This is a genomic window from Pseudosulfitobacter sp. SM2401 (assembly GCF_042932805.1).
In the GTDB taxonomy this organism is placed as follows: Bacteria; Pseudomonadota; Alphaproteobacteria; order Rhodobacterales; family Rhodobacteraceae; genus Ascidiaceihabitans.
Map to the genome: position 1 here is coordinate 1971093 of NZ_CP170633.1, position 23908 is coordinate 1995000.

Genomic DNA, 23908 nt, shown 5'->3' on the forward strand with positions numbered 1-23908 from the left:
TTGCCGCTTGTCCTAACCCCGCACCGACCATACCTATGAGCCAACAAACATGAGGTTTTTATATGTTCCAACTGCCCTTTCCCGTCCATGATGCCAACGCGAACACCAAAGGCGAGCCCTTGGGCAACCTGCCGGAATGGAATTTGGATGACCTTTACACGGGTGAAAATGCGCCTGAGCTAAAGCGGGATTCAGATTGGCTCGAAGAGGCCTGCGCGTCTTTTGCCCGTGATTACGAAGGCAAATTGGTGACATTGGACAGCGACGGTCTGCTGGATTGTGTTCTGCGCAACGAAAAGATCAATCAGGTTGCCGGGCGCATCATGTCCTACGCCGGCCTGCGCTATTACCAGATGACAACGGATGCGGGTCGCGCCAAATTCATGTCCGATTCCCAGGAAAAAATCACCAATTACACAACGCCGCTGGTATTTTTCACGTTAGAGCTCAACCGCTTGGACGACACCCACATGGAAGGGCTGCTGGCCGCCAACGCCAAACTCGCCCGCTACAAACCGGTGTTTGATCGCATTCGCGCGATGAAAAAATACCAGTTGTCCGACGAGCTAGAGAAATTCATGCACGATCTGGGCGTTGTTGGCGATGCGTGGGAACGGCTGTTTGATGAAACCATCGCCGGCTTGGAATTTGAAATCGACGGCGAACAGCTGAACATCGAAGGCACGCTGAACTTCCTGACAGATCCGGACCGCGCCAAACGCGAGGCGGCAGCCCGCGAGTTGGCGGATGTTTTTGGCAGCAATATCAAAACCTTCGCCCGAGTCCACAACACCCAAGCTAAAGAAAAAGAGATCATTGATCGCTGGCGTGGCATGGAAACGCCGCAAACCGGTCGCCACTTGTCAAACGACGTAGAACCCGAAGTGGTGCAGGCCCTGCGCGATGCCGTTGTTGCCGCCTACCCCAAGCTAAGCCACCGATATTACGAACTAAAACGCAAATGGCTTGGCCTTGACGTGATGCAGGTCTGGGACCGCAACGCGCCCCTGCCAATGGAAGATCCGACAATCGTAAACTGGGATCAGGCCGAAAAAACCGTGATGGATGCCTACACCGCGTTTGATCCGCGCATGGGCGAAATTGCCAAGCCGTTCTTTAGCGACGGCTGGATTGATGCTGGCGTGAAACCAGGCAAAGCACCGGGCGCATTTGCGCATCCGACAGTCACCGATGTGCACCCCTATGTGATGCTGAACTACCTTGGAAAACCGCGTGATGTCATGACTTTGGCCCACGAATTAGGCCACGGTGTGCATCAGGTTCTGGCCGCCGGACAAGGCGAAATGCTGTCCTCAACCCCGCTGACTTTGGCCGAAACAGCATCTGTGTTTGGCGAAATGCTGACCTTCCGCAAGATGCTGGATGGGGCCGAAACCAAAGCCCAGCGCAAGATCATGCTGGCGGGCAAAGTCGAGGACATGATCAACACCGTGGTGCGCCAAATTGCATTCTATGATTTTGAGTGCAAACTGCATGCCGCGCGCGCCGGAGGCGAGTTAACCCCCGAGAATGTCAATGAAATCTGGATGAGTGTTCAGGGCGAAAGCCTAGGCCCAGCCTTTGAATTCATGGACGGCTACGAGACATTCTGGGCCTACATTCCGCACTTCGTCCACTCGCCATTTTACGTCTATGCCTACGCGTTTGGCGACGGTTTGGTGAACGCGCTTTACGCCGTCTACGCCGAAGGCGACGAGGGTTTTGAGGACAAGTATTTCGATATGCTGAAGGCCGGCGGATCCAAGCACCACAAAGAACTTTTGGCCCCTTTTGGTCTTGACGCCTCGGACCCGAAATTCTGGGACAAAGGGCTGTCGATGATCTCAGGCTTCATTGATGAATTGGAAGCCATGGAGGAATGAGCGTAACGCTTGCCCCTCTTGCACGCACCGATTTGCCACGCGTCGCCCATCTGCGCGTGGCCCCCGACCAAATCCGGTTTTCCGGCACAGTGGCCGAGGCATTTGAGACCAATGAAGCAGATGTGGATTTCCACGCGATCGAGATAAATGGCACGGCAGTCGGTTTCTTCAAAATCGACAGAAGTTTTCCAGATCGCTATCCGTTTGCATCCAAAGGCGACCTTGGTCTGCGGGCGTTTCTGATAGATTTGGGACACCAGGGCAAAGGGTTCGGCGCACAGGCCTGTCGCGCGTTACCGACCTATTTGCGTGAGCACTACCGCGATGCAAAATCGGTGTTTCTGACGGTCAATGTCATCAACCTGGCCGCCGTACGCGCCTACGCCAAGGGTGGGTTTTCAGATACGGGTGAAATCTGGCCGCACGGCAATGCCGGACCACAGCATGTCCTGCGCCTTGGCCTCGTCACATAATTCACTTCAGCTGACTGTCTTTGGATCCACGCCGGTTGATGCCACCGCGCGCCTGTTGCACACTGTCGCGGTCCTGGGCGCATTCAATACAAATCTTGACGCCGGGGATCGCGATGCGACGCGCCTCTGGGATCGGTTCCTCGCATTCAGCGCAATGGGTTAAACTATCACCGACGGGCACTTTGCGTGCCTTCAATCGGGCCAATTCATCGCTGATTGACGCCTCGATTTGTTCCGAAACCGCGCCATCACGCGCCCATCCACCGGCCATGTCACCTCTCCCAAAGTCACGCGGGTAAGGTGCGCCTGTGGCGCACCCTTTGGCTTATTTTAGCGCGTCAGCGCAGCGTCCGCAAATGCCGTCCGTTCCATGGGCACCGACGTCCGGCAGCACTTTCCAGCAGCGTTGGCATTTATCGCCTGCCGCCTTGTCAAAGACCACGGCAACGCCGTCCGTTTCGGGCAACGTAAACGCGCCGTCTGGGGCCGCGTCGCCTGACACAACAATCGAAGACGTGATGCAGATGTCGTCAAACGGCATCTCACCCAGCGCTGTGCGCAAAGCGTCATCCGCCACGTAAACCATTGGTCCTGCTTCCAAAGACGCGCCGATCACCTTGTTCGTGCGCTGCACTTCTAGGGCTGCAGTCACGACGCGGCGGGCGGCGCGAATGCCAGCCCACTTAGCGGCCAAATCGTCGTTGCGCCACGCATCCGGTGTCTCTGGCATGTCGACCAAGTGGATCGAACTGCCCGCATCGCCAAACCGTTCCAGCCAGACTTCTTCCATCGTGAACACCAAAACCGGTGCCAACCACGTGGTCAAACGATGGAACAGAATGTCCAGAACTGTGCGTGCAGCCCGACGTTGCGCCGTGTCACCGTCGCAGTACAGCGCATCCTTGCGCACGTCGAAATAAAATGCGCTCAGATCAACCGTTGCAAAGGTGAACACCGCCTGGAAAACGCCTTGGAAATCGAACGCAGCATAGCCATCGCGCACCACCTGATCCAGTTCGGACAAACGGTGCAAGACCCACTGCTCCAGCTCTGGCATGTCTGCGGCTTCTACCCGGTCCGCCTCGCTAAAGTCGTTCAGCGACCCCAGCATAAAGCGCAGCGTGTTGCGAAGACGGCGATAGCTGTCAGCCACCCCTTTAAGGATTTCATCCCCGATGCGTTGATCCGCAGTATAGTCGGTTTGGGCCACCCAAAGGCGCAGGATGTCCGCGCCGTATTGCTGCACGATTTTCTCGGGCACGATGGTGTTGCCGATGGATTTGGACATCTTCAGGCCCTTGGCATCCAGCGTGAATCCGTGCGTTACGACGTTGCGGTACGGCGCGCGGCCCGTGGTGCCAACCGATTGCAACAGCGATGAATGGAACCAGCCGCGGTGTTGATCCGTGCCTTCCATGTAGACATCTGCGATACCATCCTCAGTGCCGTCTTCGCGGTCACGCAAAACAAAGGCGTGGGTTGATCCGGAATCAAACCAAACGTCCAAGATATCAAAGACTTGGTTGTAGGCTTCGGGATCAACGATGCCGCCAAGAAAGCGGTCTTTGGCCCCGTCTTCGTACCATGCATCTGCGCCTTCGACCTCGAATGCCTCGACGATCCGCGTGTTCACGGCCTCATTGCGCAACAAGAAATCCGCGTCCGTCGGCAATGCGCCAACCTTGGTAAAGCACGTCAGTGGCACACCCCATGCCCTTTGGCGTGACAGCACCCAATCGGGTCGTGCCTCCATCATGGCATGCAGGCGGTTGCGCCCGGATTGCGGGGTCCATTTGACGTTGTCGATTTCGGTCAAGGCGCGTTCGCGGATGGTTAACCCGTGCGTGTCCTGGCCATCACCGACCGGTTTGTCCACGGCTGCGAACCACTGCGGTGTGTTGCGATAGATGATCGGAGCCTTAGAGCGCCACGAGTGTGGATAGCTGTGCTTGATCTTGCCACGTGCGAGCAGTCCGCCAACTTCGACTAGCTTGTCGATCACGGCCTTGTTCGCGTCGCCCTCGCCGCCTTTGCGGTTCAGGATGTACTTGCCACCGAAGAACGGCAGATCCGCGCGGAACCCACCATCGTCCATGACGTTGTAGGTGATAACCTGTTGCAGCATGTTGAGGTCGCGATACAGTTCGTATTCTTCCATCCCGTGGGACGGCGCGCAGTGCACAAAGCCCGTGCCTTCGGTGTCGGTCACGAACTCAGCGGCGCGGAAATCGCGGATGTCATCCCATTCGCCGTTTGATCCTTCGGCCCCGAACAACGGGTGCTTAAGGCCAATTTTCTCAAGCTGTTCGTTGGTCACGTCGCACACGCGGGTGTACATCGTGTCGTCCAAACGCGCACGGCCCAAAACGTCGCCAGCCAATGCATCTGCCAACAAGAACCGCTCACCAACGTCGGCCCAGCATTCGTCAGGGCGCGCTGTGACTTCGTACAAGCCGTAGGAAATATCCTTGCCGTACACGACCGCTTTGTTGGACGGCATGGTCCAAGGCGTAGTCGTCCAGATCACAACTTTGGCGCTGTCCAGTGTGGCGTCACCTGTGCCGGTGACTTGGAACTTCACCCAAACGGTAAAGCTTTCCTTGTCGTGGTATTCGACCTCGGCCTCGGCCAATGCGGTTTGTTCAACCGGCGACCACATCACTGGTTTCGATCCTTGATACAGCGTGCCGGTCATCAGGAACTTCTGGAATTCCTCCGCGATCACGCGCTCGGCGTGGAAGTTCATCGTCAGGTACGGGTTGTCCCAATTGCCGGTGATGCCGAGACGTTTGAATTCGTCGCGTTGGATATCGACCCAACCGGCTGCAAACTTGCGACATTCGGCGCGAAATTCGTTGATCGGCACCGCGTCCTTGTTCTTGCCCTTTTTGCGATATTGCTCTTCGATTTTCCATTCGATCGGCAGGCCGTGGCAATCCCACCCGGGGATGTAGCGCGCGTCAAAACCCATCATTTGATGGGAACGCACGATCATGTCTTTGATGGTTTTGTTCAGCGCGTGACCGATGTGCAGATGGCCGTTGGCATAGGGCGGACCGTCATGCAGCGTAAAGGGCGTGCGGCCAGTTTTTTCGCGCAGGCGGTCGTAAACACCAATGTCTTCCCAGCGGGCCAGCCATTCGGGTTCGCGTTTTGGCAGTCCTGCGCGCATCGGAAAATCGGTTTTGGGCAGGTTCAGCGTGTGTTTGTATTCAGGGGTGTCGGCGCACATGGGGGGCGTCCTTTGGATCAAATCTGGGGGAATGGTTCAGGGGTCGCAGCGCATGGCTCAAACACCTCGGGCCCGGCGTCTCAAATGTTCAGAGCGCCGGGGATATAATTCGAATAGTGATCAGGTGACCAAACATGAGTGCCTTATAGGCAAGCCCGCTATGGCTCACAAGGCCCCAGCGTGGCCCGCCCTATAATCACGCGTCGTTTTTGTTGGTGTCTTGCACTTGCGCCCAACGGTTTAGCCACGCAAGGCCCGCCAAGGACAGCCCCAACACCAGCAGTGAGAAGACGCGCGTCAGCCCCTCAAGTCCTGAAATATCGATCAGGAACACCTTGGCCACGGCAAGGCCAATCACGGCCAGACCCGCCTTGCGCATCACCGATGATTTGCGGGCAAGTGATTGATAAAACAGCCCCGCCCCCGCGATCAAAAGCGCGATAGTGTAGCTGTAAAGCTCAGGCTGCGACATGCCACGATCCAGCGGCATCGCTCCGGCGCCCTGCCAGAAATGGCGGATCACGCTGAATATCCACAGGATGGTTAAGCCACCGGCCAGCCCCTTCATCGCCAAGGACAAAAGTCGTGGCAGGGTTTGCAAACGCCAGACCCCAATGGCCAGCACCACAGCCGGCAACAGCAATGAAACCGCAAGTGTGTTGAACACGGGTGCCCCTGCGACCTTGCCAAAGTAGCTCGATAACAGGGGCGAGAACACGATGACGCCCAGCGCCAAGGCCCCAAGGCCAATCAGCCCGAACACAGCCCCCAAAACAACGCGCACCATCCACATCAGACGGTGGCCTTGAATATCCAGACGCTGCACTTGGGCCAGCGCCAATCCCAACCAGATCGCCGCGTAAATGCCCATCGCCCAATGCGAAAGCGTGCCCTGCTCGCCCAGCGCAGCATCCAGATAGCGGAACAAAAGAATGCTGATCAAAATGCCGCCCGCCGACCATGCCGCACTGTCCAGCATGATCCGCGCGGTGATGCGGTTGTTGCGTGGCAGGATGAACAGCGCCGCAACAAAGGTCGCAACTGCGCCGCCGTGGGACAACAACAATTCCCACAGTGCGGTATCGAACGCCCAGTCCAATCCGGGGTCCGCGACCAAACGGTAGCCGATGGTGACCACGCCCGCCGCGATAAAATACGACATCGCTGGCAGGTTGAATTTGCGATCCAAGGCCGCTGCGACCACGACCGTGACAGCCAACGCCGCTGTCAGTGCCGCCGCGCTAAAGATCATCACCAGCGCAAAACTGATGCACGACAAAGCCGACAACACGAACAACGACATGCGCAGGCGCTTTTCGGGGCTGTCCTTGCGAGCAAACCGTTCGGCCCAAAACACCATCATCGCGGCAAGGGCAGCGCCGTGCAGCGCCCATGGATAGGCTCCGATGACGGTGGATGGTTTCCACGTGACTTCGACGATAATCGCAAGCGCCGGTGCTGTCAGGGCCGCTGCCGCTGCCCAGCCTACCCCGAAAATTCCCGGTTTTTGCGCCCGCCACGCGGCCAAGCAACTGACCGCAGCACCCAGCACCACAAGGGTCGTGACCGTCCACGGAAACGGGGACTCAGGCGCGGCAAATTTATAAGACAGGAATTTCGAATAGGCGTCGCCCCGGTTCAGAGCATGCCATGCCACCATTGCGATCAACGCCAAAATCGGCGCGATTGCCTGATCTTGCAACGCCTGTGCGCGCACGGACCAACACAACAGCGCGCTGGCCAACAGGGTTGCACAGATCACCGCGATCCAGAATTCGGCTTGGCCATTTGCTGTCACATACACCAAACCAAGCGATGCAGCCGCCACAGTACCTGCGGCCAACAACGTCGGAAACTGAGGGCGTTCTTCGGCTTTGAAATGCCCTATCGCAAACGATACCAGAGCCGCGCCGCCGTGATCCGGCCACACAGAACGCGCAGGAATGGTCACCGCCAAGATCGCCAAAACCGTGACGTATAGCGCAAATGCCCCTTGCACATTGTGACCAGAAACCATCAGCACAAAGCCCATCACAAAACCCAAAACCAACGCCAACACAGACACCCACGCCCAGCGCCGCAGCGTGTCCATACCCAAACCGGCGGCCGCAACGATGGCAAAATAGCCGAACAACGGCGTCGGATCAGAATTCGATCCGCCCAAAACCATCGGCGCGCCAAACGCACCGATCAGGCCAACAGCAGCGAGCAGTGGGCCGTAAAACCAGCCTAAAATCAACGCGATCAGCGCCACAGCTATCATGCCGACAAGGGCCGCTTCGGGGCTGATCAGGCCGTACAGCATCTCGGCGGACAGGACGCTGCCGAACAGCGACACGATGCCTGCCCCCGCAAAAACGGACGGCAAATATTCAGTTGTGCTGTCACGCGCCTCGCCAAATCTGCGGCGAATGTATTCGCCCGCACCAATCAACGCGGCCCCGAAGGCAAGCGCACACAACACCCGCGCTGTTGGCGGCAACAACCCGTTTTCCATCCCGTATTGCACAAGAAACAGCCCAGCCAAAGCCAAGGACAACGCCGACACCGCGTAAAACCAATTCATCTGCAACCATGCAAACAAGCGTTCTGCCGTGTTTGGCTCTCGGGGCTGTGGCGGTGTGGCGGCCACGGTTGGCTCTGCCGGTTTGACGATACGCATAGGTTCTGGGCGCACAGATTCCGTGCGCTCGGGTTCCGGCAGGGTTTGCGCCTTGGTTGTCTGTTTTGGAACAGGCTTTGCCGTGGTTTTTTGCGTGTCTTGCGCCGTGTCATTGTCTGGTTTTCCCAGACGCTTGACGGCGGTTTCAAGCTGCGCCAGCTTGGATTTCAGCGTTGAATTGCTGACCAAAAGATAGATGACTGCCACCGGAAGGCCGATGACCCAAAGGCCCGCCAACACACCCAATCCAACCACAGCTGTCCCCTTTTGCTCAGAACGTTACGCTCAATTTAACCAATTGCGCGCAGACACAACAGTGCGGAAAACCTGACCGTTCAGGTCTTGTTTTGGAACAATCCGACAAGCGCGCGTTTGACGATGCCGCTGGAACGCGGAGGTTTAGTGGCATGAAACGGCAACGGGCGGCACACTTCGATTGCGGCGACACCAACGCGGGCCGTCAGCGCACCATTCACGACGCCCTCGCCAAAGCGGCGCGACAATTTCCCGAGGATCGATCCACCGAGGATCGGCTCTAGCATGTCATCACCAACGGCCACAGCGCCCGTCGCGACAAGGTGGGTCAACACTGCACGGGTCAGCCGCCAGCTGCCCCACAACCCCGATCGCCCACCATAGATTTCGGCAATCCGCCGGATCATCCGCAAGTTGGATGTGAGGGCCGCGGCCACATCCGCCAAAGCCAATGGCACCAGCGCTGTAACTGTCGCGACCTGACGTGCTGCGGCCTCGACCTCGCGTTGGGCGGCCTTGTCCATCGGGCCCAGAATTTCGGTTTCAGCCAAGGACAGCAAGCCGGTGCCGTCCAATTGATCCCCCGCAAGATCGGCAAATCGATCGCGTCCCCAGCGGGTGTCTTCGCGCCCTTTGTAAAGGCGAACCAGGCGATCCGTCACGGCGCGCGCAGCAGTCAAGTCATTGCTTTCGTGGGACTCTGCTGCGGAATGGCGCAACCCATCTATGCGCGACAACCGGCTAAGGGCGGCAAGTTCACGCAGCGCCATCAACAGCAACATGACGATGAAAACGACCATCAAGCCGGTGACGAGCAGCCCCAACACGGGCAACCGGGCGATCAAACCGTTGGCGAAATCCCACGCAGCGACGGATATCACCGCCCCCAACAAGGCAATGGTCACCGCCCAAAACAGGCGCGCCACAAACGACGGTTTACGCGCGACAACGCGGGCAGCAATCTGCATCGCGCTGTTTTGCTCTTGCGCCAAAATAGAACCTTCAAGGGCAATTTCCGGCACAGGCGGGGCCACGTTCACGTCCGTTTTTGCGCCACGATCTGTGTCCGCGTCGAGTTCGATCAAAACCGGTCCCTTGGCCATCAGATATCCTTTCTGTGCCAGACGAGCTGAATGTCAGGCAATTTTTCGTCGTTGCCGGCCCCGTCGGTGCGCGACACTTCGCTAAATCCGTGGCGCTGATAAAACCGTTGCGCGCCTGAATTGGCCTGAAATGTCCATAAATCCAGAGCGTTTACGCCGGTTTTAGCGTGTTCCAACAACGCCGTACCAACCCCGTGATCGCGGGCCGATTGGGAGACATAAAGCGAATTCAATTCACACTCGTCACGTGCGGCGAACCCGATAATCTGTTCGTTTTGCAGCGCGACTGTGACCCACCCGAGTTCGATCATGCGTGCGGCGTGGGCTAAATCTTCGGCTCTGGTGTGAACGCGCGGCATCCACGCGGTTGTGTCGATAAACTCGGACAAAATTGCGCCAACAGCACCAGCGTCCATCGAATTGGCGGGCCGCAACGACATCACAACCGATCCCCGATCAGAAATTGCGCGGCGCGGTCCATCCAAATATGTGGCGGCCCATCGCCGGGGTTCAGCGACAAACGCGCAGGGGAAAACCGCATGACCTGATAATCCTGATCGAGCCAGACTTCTGCCCCGTCGCGCGCCGCCCCCAACAAATGATTGGGGTCTTTTGGCAAATCACCGGGGTAAAACGCTGCCTGTTTGCCGCTGTCCAGCAACGTGCCGCGCACGACGTTCAGGGGCGCGCCATCGTGTGTCATCGTGTCTTCGGTCGTGGCGCGCAATGCGGCAATCGACAGGGCCGAGGTCTGCGCACCGGCAAAGCGCGCCTTGTCGCGGGCATCGCGGGTCAAGGCCTCCATGATCGCGGTCATTTGCGGGTGCTGGGCGTGGTGCAGATGATCTGCTTTGGTTGCTGCAAACAGGATTTTCTCGACCCGCTTGCCCAACACCAACTTGCTGAGGAACGCGTTGCGCCCTGGTCGAAAGCTCGACAAAATCTCGGTCATCGCGCCGCGCATATCCTCGACCGCGCGCGGACCATTGTGGATCGCGCCGAGCACATCAACCAGCACAACTTGACGGTCGATGCGCGAGAAATGATCACGGAAAAAAGGTTTCACAACTTGTGATTTATACGCCTTGTAGCGTCGCTCCATCTCGCGGATCAGGGATTTGCGCGGGGCAGTGCCACCCTTTGGCAAAGGCGCGAACGTCAAGACGGGGGAACCAGCCAAATCACCGGGCAACAAAAACCGCCCCGGTGTGCAGTCGTAAAACCCATCGTCGCGTGCGGCGTTTAAATACCCTGCAAAATCAGCGGCTAAGGCTTGGGCGACAGGTTCATCCAGCTTGGCCTCAGGATCGGTGTTTTGGACGCGTGCGAGGTACTCTTTGGCCTGCGAACGATCCGCAATCCGGTCCAAAACTTGGGACGACCATTCACCATAACTTAGATCAAGTAGCGCCAAATCCAGCAACCATTCGCCCGGATAATCAACGATATCAATGTGGATCGTGCGCGGGCCTTGCAAGCCGGCCAACAACCCCTTGGGGCGCACACGCAATGACACGCGCAACTCGCTAATCGCACGGGTGCTGTCGGGCCACGTCGGCGTCGATGAGCTGAGCGCGCTCAGGTGTGCCTCGTAGTCGAAACGCGGAACGGTATCGTCCGGTTGTGGTTGCAAAAACGCCGCATCAATGCGCCCCTCTTTTGCAGCCAGCAGATGTGGCATGCGTCCGGAATTTAGCAAATTCGCAACCAAAGACGTGATAAAGACCGTCTTGCCAGAGCGCGCCAACCCGGTCACGCCCAGCCGGATCACAGGCTCAAAAAAGAGACCATTTACCGTGTCGGAAACGTTTTCGGCACTGCGCATCACGCCGTCAGCCAGTCTAGAAAGTACCACGCGCGCCCTCGCCCTATGTTTACGACCCTTAACATAGGCAGCCCGTAGGGATTGCCCAAGGGGAAAAGCCGCGATAGGGCTGCGTTATGCCTCGTTTCGCGCTCAAAGTTGAATATCATGGTGGCCCGTTTGCGGGCTGGCAACGCCAACCAGACCGCCCGTCTGTGCAGGGCGCAATCGAGGCTGCCTTGGCCAAAATTGAACCCCGCGCACATAAAACTGCAGCGGCAGGGCGCACGGACAAGGGTGTGCATGGTTTGGCCCAAGTCGCGCATTGCGATCTTGAAAAAGACTGGGATGCCTTCCGGCTGACCGAGGCGATTAACTATCACCTGAAGCCCAATCCGGTGTCGATTGTTGCCTGTGCAAAAGTTGATGATGAATGGCACGCGCGGTTTTCAGCGCTTGAGCGGCGCTACCTGTTTCGCATTCTGATGCGCCGTGCGCCCAGCGCGCACATGGCCGGTCTGGTCTGGCAAGTGAACGAAGAATTGGACATCGATGCAATGCGCCAAGGGGCCAAGCATTTGATTGGTCACCACGATTTTACCACCTTTCGATCGTCGATCTGTCAATCCGCTAGTCCGCTGAAGACGTTGGATGAATTGCGCATGGAGTGGGTCGAAACGATCTACGGGCCCGAAGTGCATTTCCACGTGCGCGCCCGGTCTTTCTTGCACAATCAGGTCCGCAGTTTTGTCGGCACGCTTGAGCGCGTCGGCCTTGGGAAATGGTCACCCGATCGTGTCGCCACAGCCCTTGCCGCACGTGATCGCGCCGCTTGCGGACCCGTCAGCCCGCCCAATGGTTTGTATCTGGCCGGTGTCGAATACGCAGATGATCCGTTCGCCTAACTAGTCGTTGTCGGTCAAACCTGCGCCCGCGCCACCGACGCGCGATTGTTCCGTTTCGGGCACATAGGTCAGGGCCGCCAAGGCCCGCCAGCCGTCGATCATTTTTGAGGTCACTGTAATTCGCGCAGGTAGTTTGACCTTTTCAAATCGGGTTGTGTCGATTGTGAATCCGGCCTCGGTTTCATCAACTGCGTAGGGCAAGCCATTGGCATAGCTGCGCAAAAGATCCTGTTTTGGGCATTCAACCGCGCCGCCCCCTTGGGACAAACACGCCGTCAATTGCACTGGAAAAGACAGGATTGGCCCGCCTGGTAGCGCATCCAATGCGCCCTGCACATCCGCCGCATCAAAGCCGCGCGCGATGTGCAAGGCACCCGCTTTTCCGAATGCGCTTGCTTGCCCTGCAGGTGCGCCGCCGCCTCGGGCCGCTTTGCTCAGCAGTGCTTCAATTTCGTTGACAGAAAACTGCATCACGGGGCCTCGTAGATTGGCAACCACCAATCATCGGCATGTGCGTCTAATTCGTCACGTAATGGCGCGCCCTGGCACAGAGTAATTCGCGTCCACAAATCCGATTTAGGATCAAATTTTGACGCCCCGAAAAACGATAATTTGCATCGCAACATGTCGATGGGCAAGCAATCAGCAGCGATCATATTGTCCTGAATTTCGCCATATGGATAGCGGGCGGCCAACTGCACCCGCTCCAACGCCAACCCATGCTGCGGATGAGTAGTGAGGAATGCGGCTAACGGTTGCGCCGCGTCGGGTAAATCCGCATGCAACGCGGCAATCCGGCGCGCGATATCAAGCGGGCTTTCACGGTGCGCACCCGGTTCATCAAAGCGATCCCCAAGGCGTGGTTCCAGCTTGGCTTCGCTGACGTACCAGAACTGTTGGCACTGCGATTTATCCTCATAATCAAGGGTCAACGCCCATGAGAAATGCTGATCAATCGCGGTTTTCACCCTGTCTGTATCTGCACAATAGTCGGCGACCGGACCAATTGGATCGGCCATGCATTCGGTCAGCCCATCGATCAAATCGGCAAAGGGTTCCATGATTAGTGCGCCCATAAGCTCTTGAACATCATCAGAAAATTTATCAGCGTCCCGCATAACACGGTCAAGTGGCTTCTGATCATCTAAAGCGTTTAGCGCGTCACAGGCGTGTCCCCAATCGACACGCAACCGTTCGATCCGCGCCTGGTGTTTTGGGTCAGGAACCTGCCATTGATCCAAATGCCGCGTTGCACGGATTGCAAGTGCGCGCAGTCGGTTTTGCTGCGCGTCATCTAGCCGCGAAATCGCACGAACACGCGCCAATCCTGTTTCGCGCGCCAGCATCCAGTTGTTCAACAAAACGGGGTGCGTCACCAAAAACGGAGCCATCCCCAAGCCTGTCGAATTGCCGATACCCAAGTGCCGTTTGAAACGCCGATCAAGGGTGCCCTGCCCCACGTGTTCGGCCAAATCATGGGTGAAATTTCGGATCATCCAGACGGTCAGCATTTCAGCGGCAAACGGCCCTGTCAGCCCGGGGCGATCTTCGATCAAGCCACGATCTGCGATCCCGAATTTGCCGTTGCCATAGACCGCTGTCGTGCGCATCAGGTAGCCGACAGAGCGGATCATATCGTCATCTGGCTGCTCGCCGTTTCGCAGCGCATCGGTCACATGCTGAAACAGCCGCACCGACTTATTTGCCCGGCTCAGAACCAGATCACGTTCGGTAAAACGCCCGGCTTCTTGCAGCGGTGCATTGGCTGAAATCCGGTTCAGTTCGGCGGTGTCCGGCACGCCGTCATACAGGACATAGGCGCTGTCCCATGCCTCTGCGATCACGCGATCCGTGCGTTTTTCTGGCGGCAAATCGTTAGAAACCGCGACCAAAGAATAGGTGTGACCGCCCAGGTTCAGGCTATAAACGGCCCGCCCAAATCCGTTTTTGCACATGTCCCAAACCGGGCGGGTGACGGTCACATTTTCCGCAGCCATACGGCGGATCAAACTGCGCAAAAACGACAGTCGCGTCGGAAACATTGCCCCCATCCGCGACAGTCGCATCACCTGTGAGGGCGGGCGCAATGGCACTTGGTCAGGGGCGACAAAATCTTTCATGCGGCAGGTCCGAAACTGGTGTCATAAAAGCGCAACCAGTTGTCACCCATGATGCCATCGATCTCTGATTTGGACATGCCTGTCGCTGCTAACCCTTTGGCAATATTTCCAAAATGTCGGTTGTCTTCGAACCAGCTTGGCATCGGTGGAAAGCCTGCATTGCTGGCGGACCCTTCACCGTAGTCGATCATTTTTGACCATCGCCCGACGCGCATCCACTCAACAATGCTGTCGGGTTGATCTTGGCACAGGTCTGTGCCGATCCCGAGGTTTTGTGCACCGTAACGGTTGGCGGCCTCCGCGATCATCTGGCAAAAACTGTCTAACGTACACTCAGGCCCACCCGCCAAATGGTGCGGGTAGATCGAGAACCCCAACATGCCCCCACGCGCGGTCAAGGCGGTGATCACCTCGTCCGATTTGTTGCGCAAGGCAGGGTGCCACCACGCAGGATTTGCATGGGTGATGGCGATCGGGCGCGACGAATGCTCAATCGCTTCTAGCGTGGATCGATCACCCGAATGCGACATGTCGATAACCATGCCAACGCGGTTCATTTCCTGTACGACCTGTTTGCCCATTCGGGTCAGGCCGGCGTCGTAATCCTCGTAACAGCCCGTCGCAAGCAGCGATTGGTTGTTGTACGTCAACTGCATGAAACGGATGCCCAACTGGTGGCAAATCTCGATCAAGCCGATGTCGTCCTCAATCGGGCTAGGGTTTTGGAATCCAAAGAAAATCGCCGTACGCCCTGTGTCATGGGCAACCTGCACATCGGCCGCTGTGGTCCCTTTCATGATCAGATCAGGATGCGCCTCGAACCAACGATTCCACTGTTCGAGGTTCAAAATCATCTCACGAAAGCTCTCGTGATAGGCAATGGTCACATGCACCGCATCCACGCCCCCCGCCCGCATCTGTTCAAAGATTTTGGGCGAGAATTGCGCGTATTGCAGGTTGTCGATTAACATCAATCTGGCGCCCCGCTTGAGATGTAGGCGGTTTTAACCGAGGTGTAGAATTCGGCGGCGTAGGATCCCTGCTCGCGAGAGCCATACGAACTGTCGCCACGCCCGCCAAAGGGCACGTGATAGTCCGTGCCCGCAGTAGCCAAGTTCACCATCACGCAGCCTGCGCGCGCGTTGCGGCGAAAGTGCGTGGCCCGGGCCAAATTAGATGTGATGATGCCTGCCGTCAGGCCAAAATTTGTGTCGTTCACGGTGCCGAGTGCTTCGGCGTAGCTGTCAACTTTGATGACGGCGGCCAGTGGCGCGAACATTTCTTCACGGTTGATTTGCATCTGGTTGGTCGCACCGACGAACACGCCCGGCGACATGTAAAACCCTTCGGTTGGCATCTCGAGACGGGCACCACCGCAGACCAGTTCAGCCCCTTCGGATTTGCCCAGATCGACGTAGGCGAGGTTCTCTTTCAACTGCTGCGCGGACACAGCCGGGCCCATTTGCGTGCCTGCGTCCAGCGCGTGCCCGACCTTCATCGCTTGGGTCGCCTTGATCAGTTTTTCAACAAATTCATCGTGGATGCTGGCGTGCACAACCAAGCGCGACGACGCCGTGCATTTCTGACCCGTGCCGCCAAACGCGCCGCCCGCAGCCATGGCAACCGCCAAATCGATGTCGGCGTCATCCATCACGGCCAACGCGTTTTTGCTGCCCATTTCCATCTGGATTTTGGTCAGATTTTCGATCGCGGCGCGCGCGATGCCTTTGCCCACGGGAACGGAACCTGTGAACGAAATACCGTCAATCTTTGGGCTTTCGACCAACGCTTGACCGATTTCAGAGCCCGCGCCCATCACGAGGTTGAACAGACCGGCAGGAATGTCTTGTTTTGCGATGATTTCGGTGAGGGCCACAGCCGATGCAGGTGTCGCATTTGCCGGTTTCCATACAACCGCGTTGCCATAGCACAGCGCTGGCGCGATCTTCCAGGATGCTGTTGCCGTTGGGAAATTCCAAGGCGAGATGATTGCGACAACGCCCAACGCTTCGCGGCGCACATCGATTTCGATGCCGGGGCGGGTTGAATCGGCGGTGTCGCCCATCTGGCGCAGAGTTTCAGCCGCGTAGTAGGTAAAAAACTGGCCAGCGCGGTACACTTCGCCTTTGCCTTCGGCCAGCGGTTTTCCCTCTTCGCGGGCCAGCAACGTGCCCAGTTCTTCGGCGCGCGCCATCATTTCTGTGCCAATCGCCATCAACACTGTGTATTTTTTCTCGATCCCCGTCGCGGCCCATTCGGCCTGCGCAACACGCGCTTGGTCTAGCGCTTGATCCAGCTGATTCGCGCTGGCTTGGGCATAAAGGCCAATCAGATCAGACACATCCGACGGGTTGCGATTTTCGATCTCTGAGGTGCCAGACACCCAAGTGCCGCCGATGTAGTTCTGATAGGATTTTGTCACGCTATGCGCCTTTATTTTACACTGATTGTGCCCATTTTGCGGGATTCTCGAACTTCAATCAATCGAAATAAACTGAAGTGAATTTCAGAAATCCTGAAGTAGCTTTGCGAATGCTTGGACCGCGGGCGACAGTTGCGGCAAAGGTTGCGTCACCACGTCCACCTGCCGCTGCGCCGTGCTGTCTTTGAGCGGTAAGAACACCAAGTCGCGGTAGGTTGGCGGCAGCGCGCGTTCGGGCAGTAACGTCACGCCAACGCCCGCATTCACCAGCGCCAACAACGACACAGTCGTCGGCACCGTCATCAAGGATGCGGCCAAGATCGGCGCGAATTGCGCGTCTTTGATCATGTGACACAGCCCGTTGGCGATAAACCGGTGCGCGACGACGTCAGCCCAGGTCAGGTTGTTCCAATCATTGGCAAGCGGGTGATCGGCCCGACACACGACGCCAAAATGATCCGCAAATAGCGGCCAGCGTTGCAACCCCGCTGTGTCCGGCAACGTCGCGATACCAATGTCGGCCTGATCCGATTGCATTGCGTGCAACACGGCTGTTGAATCCATGTCACGCAAATCGATGCGCACACCGGGATGATTGCTTGCAAAACGGCTGATCACGGCCGGCAAAACGGTGTTTGCGGCGGACGGGGTCACGGCCAATCGCACCAAGCCAGCCTGCGATGTCGCCAAAGCGTCGATCATCGTGACGGATTTATCAAAATGTACCAATTCGCGCCGCGCCTCGGCGTGGATCATTTGGCCAAGGGCTGTCAGCCGCGCCTTACGCCCCTTTTCAAACAGCGGAGCGCCGATGTGATCCTCGAACTGTTTGAGCATCATCGACACGGCAGAGGGTGTGCGCCCCAACGCCTCGGCAGCTTGCGCCAAATTGCCGTGATCAACGACGGAATGAAAACAGCGTAGCATTTCGATTTTGATGGCCACTTGAAACGTTCCTGAAACTAGGTCGCGTTAACGTCAGCTTGCCTGAATTTTGCAGCCAACGCCACAACGTCTGAAATCTGCAACAACTGTTCGGCCAGCGGGCTTTTCTTGCGCCAGATCATGCCAACCGTACGCGACGGTATGGGCTGCGCGAACCGTGCGACGCAGACAGGTGCTGACCGGGTTTCGACCGCCACTGCCATGTCAGGGATCAGCGTGACGCCGATGCCAGAGCCGACCAATTGCACCAAGGTCGACAATGAACTACCGTCCAATCCTTCGCGCGGTAATGCTGTGCGGATGTTGCAAAACGACAAGGCTTGATCGCGAAAACAATGCCCCTCTTCTAGCAACAAAAGTCGCATTTTCTTGAGACCTTCTGCATCTGGCACCGGTTCATTCGCCTGCGCGTGTGAACGGATCAGCACAAAATCTTCGTCAAACAGCGGGACTTCTGTCAGCGTTGGTTCCGAGATCGGTAAGGCGACGATTGCGGCATCAATCAAGCCGTCAGCCAATTCCTGGATCAATTTATGGGTCATGGTTTCGCGCACATGCAGCTCCAGCCCGTCATGGGTGCGACCAAGATGCGAGATAATGTTCGGTAAAAGGTAGGGCGCAATTGTCGGAATCACACCCAAACGCAAACGCCCAATCAGGCCATTTTTTGCCGTTTTGGAAAAATCCTCGAGCTCGTCCACAGCCCTTAGAATTTCGCGCACACGTACACCAAACTCTGATCCAAAAGCTGTCAGTCGCACTGCACGGGCTGCGCGTTCAAACAATGGGGTGCCTAGATTTGCCTCTAACTCTTTGATTTGCACAGAAATCGCCGGTTGCGAAATCGAACAGGCCTCGGCGGCGCGCCCGAAATGCGCGTGACGGGCGACGGCCTCAAAATAACGCAGCTGTTTTAGAGTGAAGTTTGACATAATTAAAACCTATCGCAACTATAGGAAAATCCAACTTAACCATATGGCTTTGATTTAGTAAACCAACATCAGGGAATCTGCGGCTCACCTAAGTGTCACCTTTTAAAAATGCGCGAAATGGCGTGTCTAGGACTGGTGGCGCACGGGCGTTCAGCACTAAGATTGCCACAATGATTCATGGCCCCAGCCCTGCGCGAGGCCAAAGACCAACCCATGATCGGAGACAGCAATGGACGGAAATGATACAGGCGGCACGTGCCCAGTGATGCACGGCGGCGGCACGATGGCCAAACTGCGCGGCACAGCCAACAGCGATTGGTGGCCAAACCAGCTGAACGTCAAAATGTTGCACCAACATTCGGCAAAATCCGATCCAATGGGCGGCGATTTTGACTACGCAGAAGCGTTTAAATCGCTCGATCTTGCTGCGGTCAAAGCGGACCTGACAGCGTTGATGACCGACAGCCAAGATTGGTGGCCAGCTGATTACGGACACTACGGTCCATTCTTTATTCGTATGGCGTGGCACTCTGCCGGCACATATCGCACGGCAGATGGCCGTGGTGGTGCAGGTGCAGGTCAACAACGCTTTGCCCCGCTGAACAGCTGGCCAGACAACGGCAACTTAGACAAGGCGCGTCGTTTGTTGTGGCCCATCAAACAGAAATACGGCCAGGCGCTGTCTTGGGCAGACTTGATGATCCTGACGGGCAATGTTGCGCTGGAATCCATGGGTTTTGAAACCTTCGGATTTGGCGGCGGTCGCGCTGATGTCTGGGAACCAGAAGAAGACATCTACTGGGGTTCCGAAACCGAATGGTTGGCAGAAACCGACAACCCAAACAGCCGCTATTCGGGCGAACGCGACATGGAAAACCCGCTTGCTGCTGTGCAAATGGGCCTGATCTACGTCAACCCAGAAGGGCCAGATGGCAACCCTGATCCAATCGCATCGGGCTTTGACATCCGCGATACATTCGCGCGCATGGCAATGAACGACGAAGAAACCGTCGCATTGGTTGCGGGCGGTCACACGTTCGGCAAAGCCCACGGCGCAGGCGACCCGACCTTGGTAGGGCCTGAACCCGAAGGGGCAGCCATCGAGGCGCAAGGCCTTGGTTGGCATAACGAATTCGAATCCGGCAAGGGCGTGCACACAACCACATCCGGCATCGAAGGCCCGTGGACAGCCAACCCGATCAAATGGGATAACGGCTATTTCGACGTGCTGTTTGGCTATGATTGGCAGCTGACAAAATCACCATCCGGCGCAAACATCTGGGAAGCCGTTGACCTAAAGGGCGACGATCACGCCCCTCAGGTCGACGGATCAGACGCACCGGTCAAACTGATGATGACCACAGCCGACATGGCCATGCGTATGGACCCCGCGTACGAAAAAATCTCGCGCCGGTTCCACGAAAATCCAGCAGAATTCGCCGACGCATTTGCCCGCGCTTGGTTCAAGCTGACGCACCGCGATATGGGCCCGATTGACCTGTACCTGGGTGATGAAGTGCCTAGCGAAGTTCTGATCTGGCAAGACCCGATCCCTGCCCCGACCCATGATTTGGTGACGGACGGCGATGTGGCTGCGTTGAAATCGACGATCCTCGCATCTGGCCTGACAACCTCTGAATTGGTTGGGACCGCGTGGGCGTCTGCCGCGACGTTCCGTGGATCAGACAAACGTGGTGGGGCCAATGGCGCGCACTTGCGGTTGACCCCGCAAAAGGATTGGGACGTAAACCAGCCAGCACAATTGGCCAAGGTTTTGACCGCTTTGGAAGGTATCCAAGCCGATTTCAATTCCGGCTCCAAGCACATCTCGATGGCTGATCTGATCGTTCTAGCCGGTTCTGCAGCGGTTGAAGCTGCGGCAAAAGCAGGTGGGCATGACGTAACCGTGCCGTTCACTCCGGGGCGCGGTGATGCGACCCAAGAGCAAACCGAAGTCGATTCATTCGCAATGCTAGAGCCGCAAGCAGATGGTTTCCGCAACTACATGCAGAAAGACTTTACCATCTCAGCCGAAGAATTGTTGGTCGATCGCGCGCAATTGTTGACCCTGACAGCACCAGAAATGACGCTATTGATTGGTGGCCTGCGCGTTTTGGGCGCAAACCAAGACGGCGACACACGTGGGGTATTTACGGACCGTGTTGGCACCCTCAGCAACGATTTCTTCGTTAATTTGCTGGATATGGGCACGGTTTGGACCGCGACGGACGACAAAGCCACGTTTGAGGGTACAGATCGCGCCAGCGGGGCGGCCAAATGGACAGGCTCACGCGTCGATTTGGTCTTTGGATCCCACTCACAATTGCGCGCCATCGCCGAAGTCTACGCAAGTGCAGACGCAGACGCTGCGTTTGTGAACGGGTTTGTCAAAGCATGGACCAAAGTTATGGAATTGGATCGTTTTGATCTGGCCTGACATGGCCCTGTAATTAGATAGGAAAGGCGGCGCTTTGATAAAGGTCAAAGCGCCGTTTTACGTTCTAGCGGCGATTGTGTTTCGCAGCGTGGCCATGCAGATTAATGACACCTGATAACTGCGGAGCACGTTATGTTACGAGACACGCCCATCTGCGACTTCGGCTGGCAAGCCCCTGATTTCAAACTGAAAGACCCGAATGGTGTTTCCTTCGAAATGCGTGAACATCTAGGGGACAAGGGATTGTTGATCGCATTTATCTGCAACCACTGCCCTTACGTAAAAACAATTGCCACGCGGTTTGCCAAAGACACTCAGGCATTACAAGAAGACGGCATCAACGTTCTGAGCCTTATGTCAAACGACTATCGTGACTACGCGGCCGACAGCCCCGAAAACATGACACGTTTTGCCCGTGCACATGGGTTTGCCTTTCCTTATCTCGTGGATGAAGATCAGAGCGTCGGCAAGGCCTATGGTGCGGTCTGCACGCCCGATTTTTTTGGGTTCAACAGTGAAGGCGCCTTGCAGTATCGCGGTCGATTGGACGATGTCCGCATGGGTCACTCAGAAGACGGCCGCACCCGCGAGTTGGTCAATGCGATGCGCATGATCGCAAATACAGGTAAAGGCCCTCGCGAGCAGACCCCATCAATGGGGTGCTCTATCAAGTGGCGTTGATTGAGGTTTTCGGCCTCTCCCTTGTCCTGAACCGGTATCGCTGAACGCAAAATCCGCCCGAGCATTACTGCTGGGCGGTTATTGGTATTGGGTATCGTTTGAGAGATACGATTTAGCTAAGTCTTTACTAGGTCTGGCGATGACCTACTCTCCCACGCCTTAAGACGCAGTACCATCGGCGCTACAGTGCTTAACTGCCGGGTTCGGGATGGGACCGGGTGTTTCACTTGCGCTATGATCACCAAACCAAGAAAAGGCTTAGCTAAAATATCGTGTTGTCCAAGATGGCACAATAACTGTGCTGTGTATGCTTTTGATTTATTGTTCATCGCTTGTTTTATGCGCTACGGCTTTGCTACTTGAGCGCTGCTGTAGAGCTAAATCTTGCTTTTACTGGATCAAATCAAGCCTATCGAGCCATTAGTACCAGTCAACTGAATGCATTACTGCACTTACATCTCTGGCCTATCGACGAGGTGGTCTACCTCGGCTCTCAGGGATACCTTGTTTTGAGGGGGGCTTCCCGCTTAGATGCCTTCAGCGGTTATCCTGTCCGATCATAGCTACCCTGCACTGCTGCTGGCGCAACAACAGGTCCACCAGTGGATCGTTCACCCCGGTCCTCTCGTACTAGGGGCAACTCCTCTCAAGTATCCTACACCCACGGAAGATAGGGACCGAACTGTCTCACGACGTTCTAAACCCAGCTCACGTACCTCTTTAAACGGCGAACAGCCGTACCCTTGGGACCTGCTCCAGCCCCAGGATGAGATGAGCCGACATCGAGGTGCCAAACACTGCCGTCGATATGGACTCTTGGGCAGTATCAGCCTGTTATCCCCGGCGTACCTTTTATCCGTTGAGCGATGGCCCTCCCACTTGGGACCACCGGATCACTATGGCCGACTTTCGTCTCTGCTCGACTTGTCAGTCTCGCAGTCAGGCTGGCTTCTGCCATTGCACTCAACGAGCGATTTCCGACCGCTCTGAGCCAACCTTCGCGCGCCTCCGTTACGCTTTAGGAGGCGACCGCCCCAGTCAAACTACCCGCCACACAGGGTCCCGGATCCGGATAACGGACCGCGGTTAGACAACAAGCGAGCGAAGGGTGGTATCTCAAGGGAGGCTCCACTGGAACTAGCGTTCCAGCTTCAAAGCCCACCACCTATCCTGCACATCGCTAGCCTATTGCCAGTGTGAAGCTGTAGTAAAGGTGCACGGGGTCTTTCCGTCTAACCGCGGGAAACCTGCATCTTGACAGGTAATTCAATTTCGCTGAGTCTATGTTGGAGACAGCGGGGAAGTCGTTACGCCATTCGTGCAGGTCGGAACTTACCCGACAAGGAATTTCGCTACCTTAGGACCGTTATAGTTACGGCCGCCGTTTACCTGGGCTTCAATTCAGAGCTCTCACCCCTCCTTTTAACCTTCAGGCACCGGGCAGGCGTCAGACCCTATACGTCGTCTTACGACTTCGCAGAGCCCTGTGTTTTTAATAAACAGTCGCCACCCCCTGGTTTGTGCCCCCAGCTCCTAGTTGCCTAAGAACCGGGCCTCCTTCTCGCGAACTTACGGAGGTATTTTGCCGAGTTCCTTCAACATAGTTCTCTCAAGCGCCTTGGTATTCTCTACCAGTCCACCTGTGTCGGTTTAGGGTACGATCTAGCGATGGAGCTATTTCCAGGAACCTCTAAGCAGCCCATTCAATCCGATAAGGATGAACTACCCTCGAGATCCGTCACTTCCATCTGGCCCAGGAATATTAACCTGGTTCCCATCGACTACGCCTTTCGGCCTCGCCTTAGGGGTCGGCTTACCCTGCTCAGATTAGCTTTAAGCAGGAACCCTTGGACTTTCGGCGAGAGTGTCTCTCACACTCTTTGTCGCTACTCATGTCATCATTCTCACTAGTGATCTCTCCACCGGATCGCTCACGCGCCGGCTTCACAGAAAGCTCCATGTGTTCAATCACCCCCGAGAGGGATCAAAAACACGTGGAACTATGTCACACTACGCTCTGCTACCATGTAATAAATTACATCCTAAGCTTCGGC

At 56.6% G+C, this 23908-nt stretch carries 17 protein-coding genes and 2 rRNA genes (1 of these 19 running past the window's edge); 5 read left to right on the forward strand and 14 right to left on the reverse strand.

Features of this window, described 5'->3' with window-relative positions:
* Positions 1–62 precede the first annotated feature (62 nt).
* The gene (locus tag ACFIO0_RS09765) at positions 63–1883 is read left to right on the forward strand and encodes a M3 family oligoendopeptidase (RefSeq protein WP_390915151.1); all 1821 of its coding nucleotides are present in this window, start codon (positions 63–65) and stop codon (positions 1881–1883) included.
* A complete protein-coding gene (locus ACFIO0_RS09770) occupies positions 1880–2356 on the forward strand; it encodes a GNAT family N-acetyltransferase (protein ID WP_390915152.1) in 477 nt (158 codons plus the stop codon). The genes ACFIO0_RS09765 and ACFIO0_RS09770 overlap by 4 nt, the downstream gene beginning before the upstream one ends.
* Before the next feature lies 1 nt (position 2357).
* Here ACFIO0_RS09770 and ACFIO0_RS09775 read toward each other — a convergent pair whose 3' ends face one another.
* The 6 genes from ACFIO0_RS09775 to ACFIO0_RS09800 all read right to left on the reverse strand — a co-directional run bounded on the left by ACFIO0_RS09775 (position 2358) and on the right by ACFIO0_RS09800 (position 11463).
* Entirely contained in the window at positions 2358–2627 is a 270-nt protein-coding gene (locus ACFIO0_RS09775; RefSeq protein WP_390915153.1) for a DksA/TraR family C4-type zinc finger protein, read from the reverse strand.
* A gap of 54 nt (positions 2628–2681) precedes the next feature.
* Entirely contained in the window at positions 2682–5588 is a 2907-nt protein-coding gene (gene ileS, locus ACFIO0_RS09780) for an isoleucine--tRNA ligase (RefSeq protein WP_390915154.1), read from the reverse strand.
* A gap of 196 nt (positions 5589–5784) precedes the next feature.
* Complete coding sequence (locus ACFIO0_RS09785) at positions 5785–8505, reverse strand: DUF2339 domain-containing protein (RefSeq protein ID WP_390915155.1); 2721 nt, start codon at positions 8503–8505, stop codon at positions 5785–5787.
* Positions 8506–8585: 80 nt separating this feature from the next.
* Entirely contained in the window at positions 8586–9608 is a 1023-nt protein-coding gene (locus ACFIO0_RS09790; protein ID WP_390915156.1) for a TIGR01620 family protein, read from the reverse strand.
* Positions 9608–10048, reverse strand: coding sequence for a GNAT family N-acetyltransferase (locus ACFIO0_RS09795; protein ID WP_390915157.1), 441 nt, complete (start codon positions 10046–10048; stop codon positions 9608–9610). The genes ACFIO0_RS09790 and ACFIO0_RS09795 overlap by 1 nt, the downstream gene beginning before the upstream one ends.
* Complete coding sequence (locus tag ACFIO0_RS09800; protein ID WP_390915158.1) at positions 10048–11463, reverse strand: YcjX family protein; 1416 nt, start codon at positions 11461–11463, stop codon at positions 10048–10050. Before ACFIO0_RS09800 ends, ACFIO0_RS09795 begins: the two co-directional genes overlap by 1 nt.
* A gap of 86 nt (positions 11464–11549) precedes the next feature.
* Here ACFIO0_RS09800 and truA point away from each other — a divergent pair, with 86 nt between their 5' ends.
* The gene (gene truA, locus ACFIO0_RS09805; RefSeq protein WP_390915159.1) at positions 11550–12317 is read left to right on the forward strand and encodes a tRNA pseudouridine(38-40) synthase TruA; all 768 of its coding nucleotides are present in this window, start codon (positions 11550–11552) and stop codon (positions 12315–12317) included.
* Here the strand turns inward: truA and ACFIO0_RS09810 are convergent, their stop codons facing one another.
* The 6 genes from ACFIO0_RS09810 to ACFIO0_RS09835 all read right to left on the reverse strand — a co-directional run bounded on the left by ACFIO0_RS09810 (position 12318) and on the right by ACFIO0_RS09835 (position 18736).
* Positions 12318–12788: a DUF3726 domain-containing protein gene (locus ACFIO0_RS09810; RefSeq protein WP_390915160.1), complete on the reverse strand. Its 471-nt coding sequence runs from the start codon at positions 12786–12788 to the stop codon at positions 12318–12320.
* The gene (locus ACFIO0_RS09815; protein ID WP_390915161.1) at positions 12788–14437 is read right to left on the reverse strand and encodes a hypothetical protein; all 1650 of its coding nucleotides are present in this window, start codon (positions 14435–14437) and stop codon (positions 12788–12790) included. The genes ACFIO0_RS09810 and ACFIO0_RS09815 overlap by 1 nt, the downstream gene beginning before the upstream one ends.
* Positions 14434–15408 (reverse strand): membrane dipeptidase, encoded by a 975-nt coding sequence (locus tag ACFIO0_RS09820; RefSeq protein ID WP_390915162.1) that lies wholly within the window; start codon positions 15406–15408, stop codon positions 14434–14436. Before ACFIO0_RS09820 ends, ACFIO0_RS09815 begins: the two co-directional genes overlap by 4 nt.
* Positions 15408–16859, reverse strand: coding sequence for an aldehyde dehydrogenase family protein (locus ACFIO0_RS09825; protein ID WP_390915163.1), 1452 nt, complete (start codon positions 16857–16859; stop codon positions 15408–15410). Before ACFIO0_RS09825 ends, ACFIO0_RS09820 begins: the two co-directional genes overlap by 1 nt.
* 84 nt (positions 16860–16943) lie before the next feature.
* Positions 16944–17804, reverse strand: a complete 861-nt coding sequence (locus tag ACFIO0_RS09830; protein ID WP_390915164.1) for a LysR substrate-binding domain-containing protein — start codon at positions 17802–17804, stop codon at positions 16944–16946.
* Between the two features lie 17 nt (positions 17805–17821).
* The gene (locus ACFIO0_RS09835; RefSeq protein WP_390915165.1) at positions 17822–18736 is read right to left on the reverse strand and encodes a LysR substrate-binding domain-containing protein; all 915 of its coding nucleotides are present in this window, start codon (positions 18734–18736) and stop codon (positions 17822–17824) included.
* A 229-nt stretch (positions 18737–18965) separates the two neighbouring features.
* Between ACFIO0_RS09835 and katG the strand changes: the two genes are divergently transcribed.
* Together katG and ACFIO0_RS09845 are read left to right on the forward strand one after the other, a co-directional pair.
* Positions 18966–21173, forward strand: coding sequence for a catalase/peroxidase HPI (gene katG / locus ACFIO0_RS09840; RefSeq protein ID WP_390915166.1), 2208 nt, complete (start codon positions 18966–18968; stop codon positions 21171–21173).
* Positions 21174–21305: 132 nt separating this feature from the next.
* Positions 21306–21854, forward strand: a complete 549-nt coding sequence (locus ACFIO0_RS09845; protein ID WP_390915167.1) for a redoxin domain-containing protein — start codon at positions 21306–21308, stop codon at positions 21852–21854.
* Positions 21855–21985: 131 nt separating this feature from the next.
* Here ACFIO0_RS09845 and rrf read toward each other — a convergent pair.
* Positions 21986–22100: ribosomal RNA gene (gene rrf, locus ACFIO0_RS09850) — 5S ribosomal RNA — on the reverse strand.
* Positions 22101–22253: 153 nt separating this feature from the next.
* A 23S ribosomal RNA gene (locus ACFIO0_RS09855) occupies positions 22254–23908 on the reverse strand (it continues 1179 nt past the right edge of the window).

Bases quoted from the DNA above. Each gene is read 5' to 3' on its own strand.
- ACFIO0_RS09765 (WP_390915151.1), top strand. From the start codon at position 63: ATGTTCCAACTGCCCTTTCCCGTCCATGATGCCAACGCGAACACCAAA.
- ACFIO0_RS09770 (WP_390915152.1), top strand. From the start codon at position 1,880: ATGAGCGTAACGCTTGCCCCTCTTGCACGCACCGATTTGCCACGCGTC.
- ACFIO0_RS09775 (WP_390915153.1), bottom strand. From the start codon at position 2,627: ATGGCCGGTGGATGGGCGCGTGATGGCGCGGTTTCGGAACAAATCGAG.
- ileS (WP_390915154.1), bottom strand. From the start codon at position 5,588: ATGTGCGCCGACACCCCTGAATACAAACACACGCTGAACCTGCCCAAA.
- ACFIO0_RS09790 (WP_390915156.1), bottom strand. From the start codon at position 9,608: ATGGCCAAGGGACCGGTTTTGATCGAACTCGACGCGGACACAGATCGT.
- ACFIO0_RS09795 (WP_390915157.1), bottom strand. From the start codon at position 10,048: ATGTCGTTGCGGCCCGCCAATTCGATGGACGCTGGTGCTGTTGGCGCA.
- truA (WP_390915159.1), top strand. From the start codon at position 11,550: ATGCCTCGTTTCGCGCTCAAAGTTGAATATCATGGTGGCCCGTTTGCG.
- ACFIO0_RS09810 (WP_390915160.1), bottom strand. From the start codon at position 12,788: ATGCAGTTTTCTGTCAACGAAATTGAAGCACTGCTGAGCAAAGCGGCC.
- ACFIO0_RS09815 (WP_390915161.1), bottom strand. From the start codon at position 14,437: ATGAAAGATTTTGTCGCCCCTGACCAAGTGCCATTGCGCCCGCCCTCA.
- ACFIO0_RS09820 (WP_390915162.1), bottom strand. From the start codon at position 15,408: ATGTTAATCGACAACCTGCAATACGCGCAATTCTCGCCCAAAATCTTT.
- ACFIO0_RS09835 (WP_390915165.1), bottom strand. From the start codon at position 18,736: ATGTCAAACTTCACTCTAAAACAGCTGCGTTATTTTGAGGCCGTCGCC.
- katG (WP_390915166.1), top strand. From the start codon at position 18,966: ATGGACGGAAATGATACAGGCGGCACGTGCCCAGTGATGCACGGCGGC.
- ACFIO0_RS09845 (WP_390915167.1), top strand. From the start codon at position 21,306: ATGTTACGAGACACGCCCATCTGCGACTTCGGCTGGCAAGCCCCTGAT.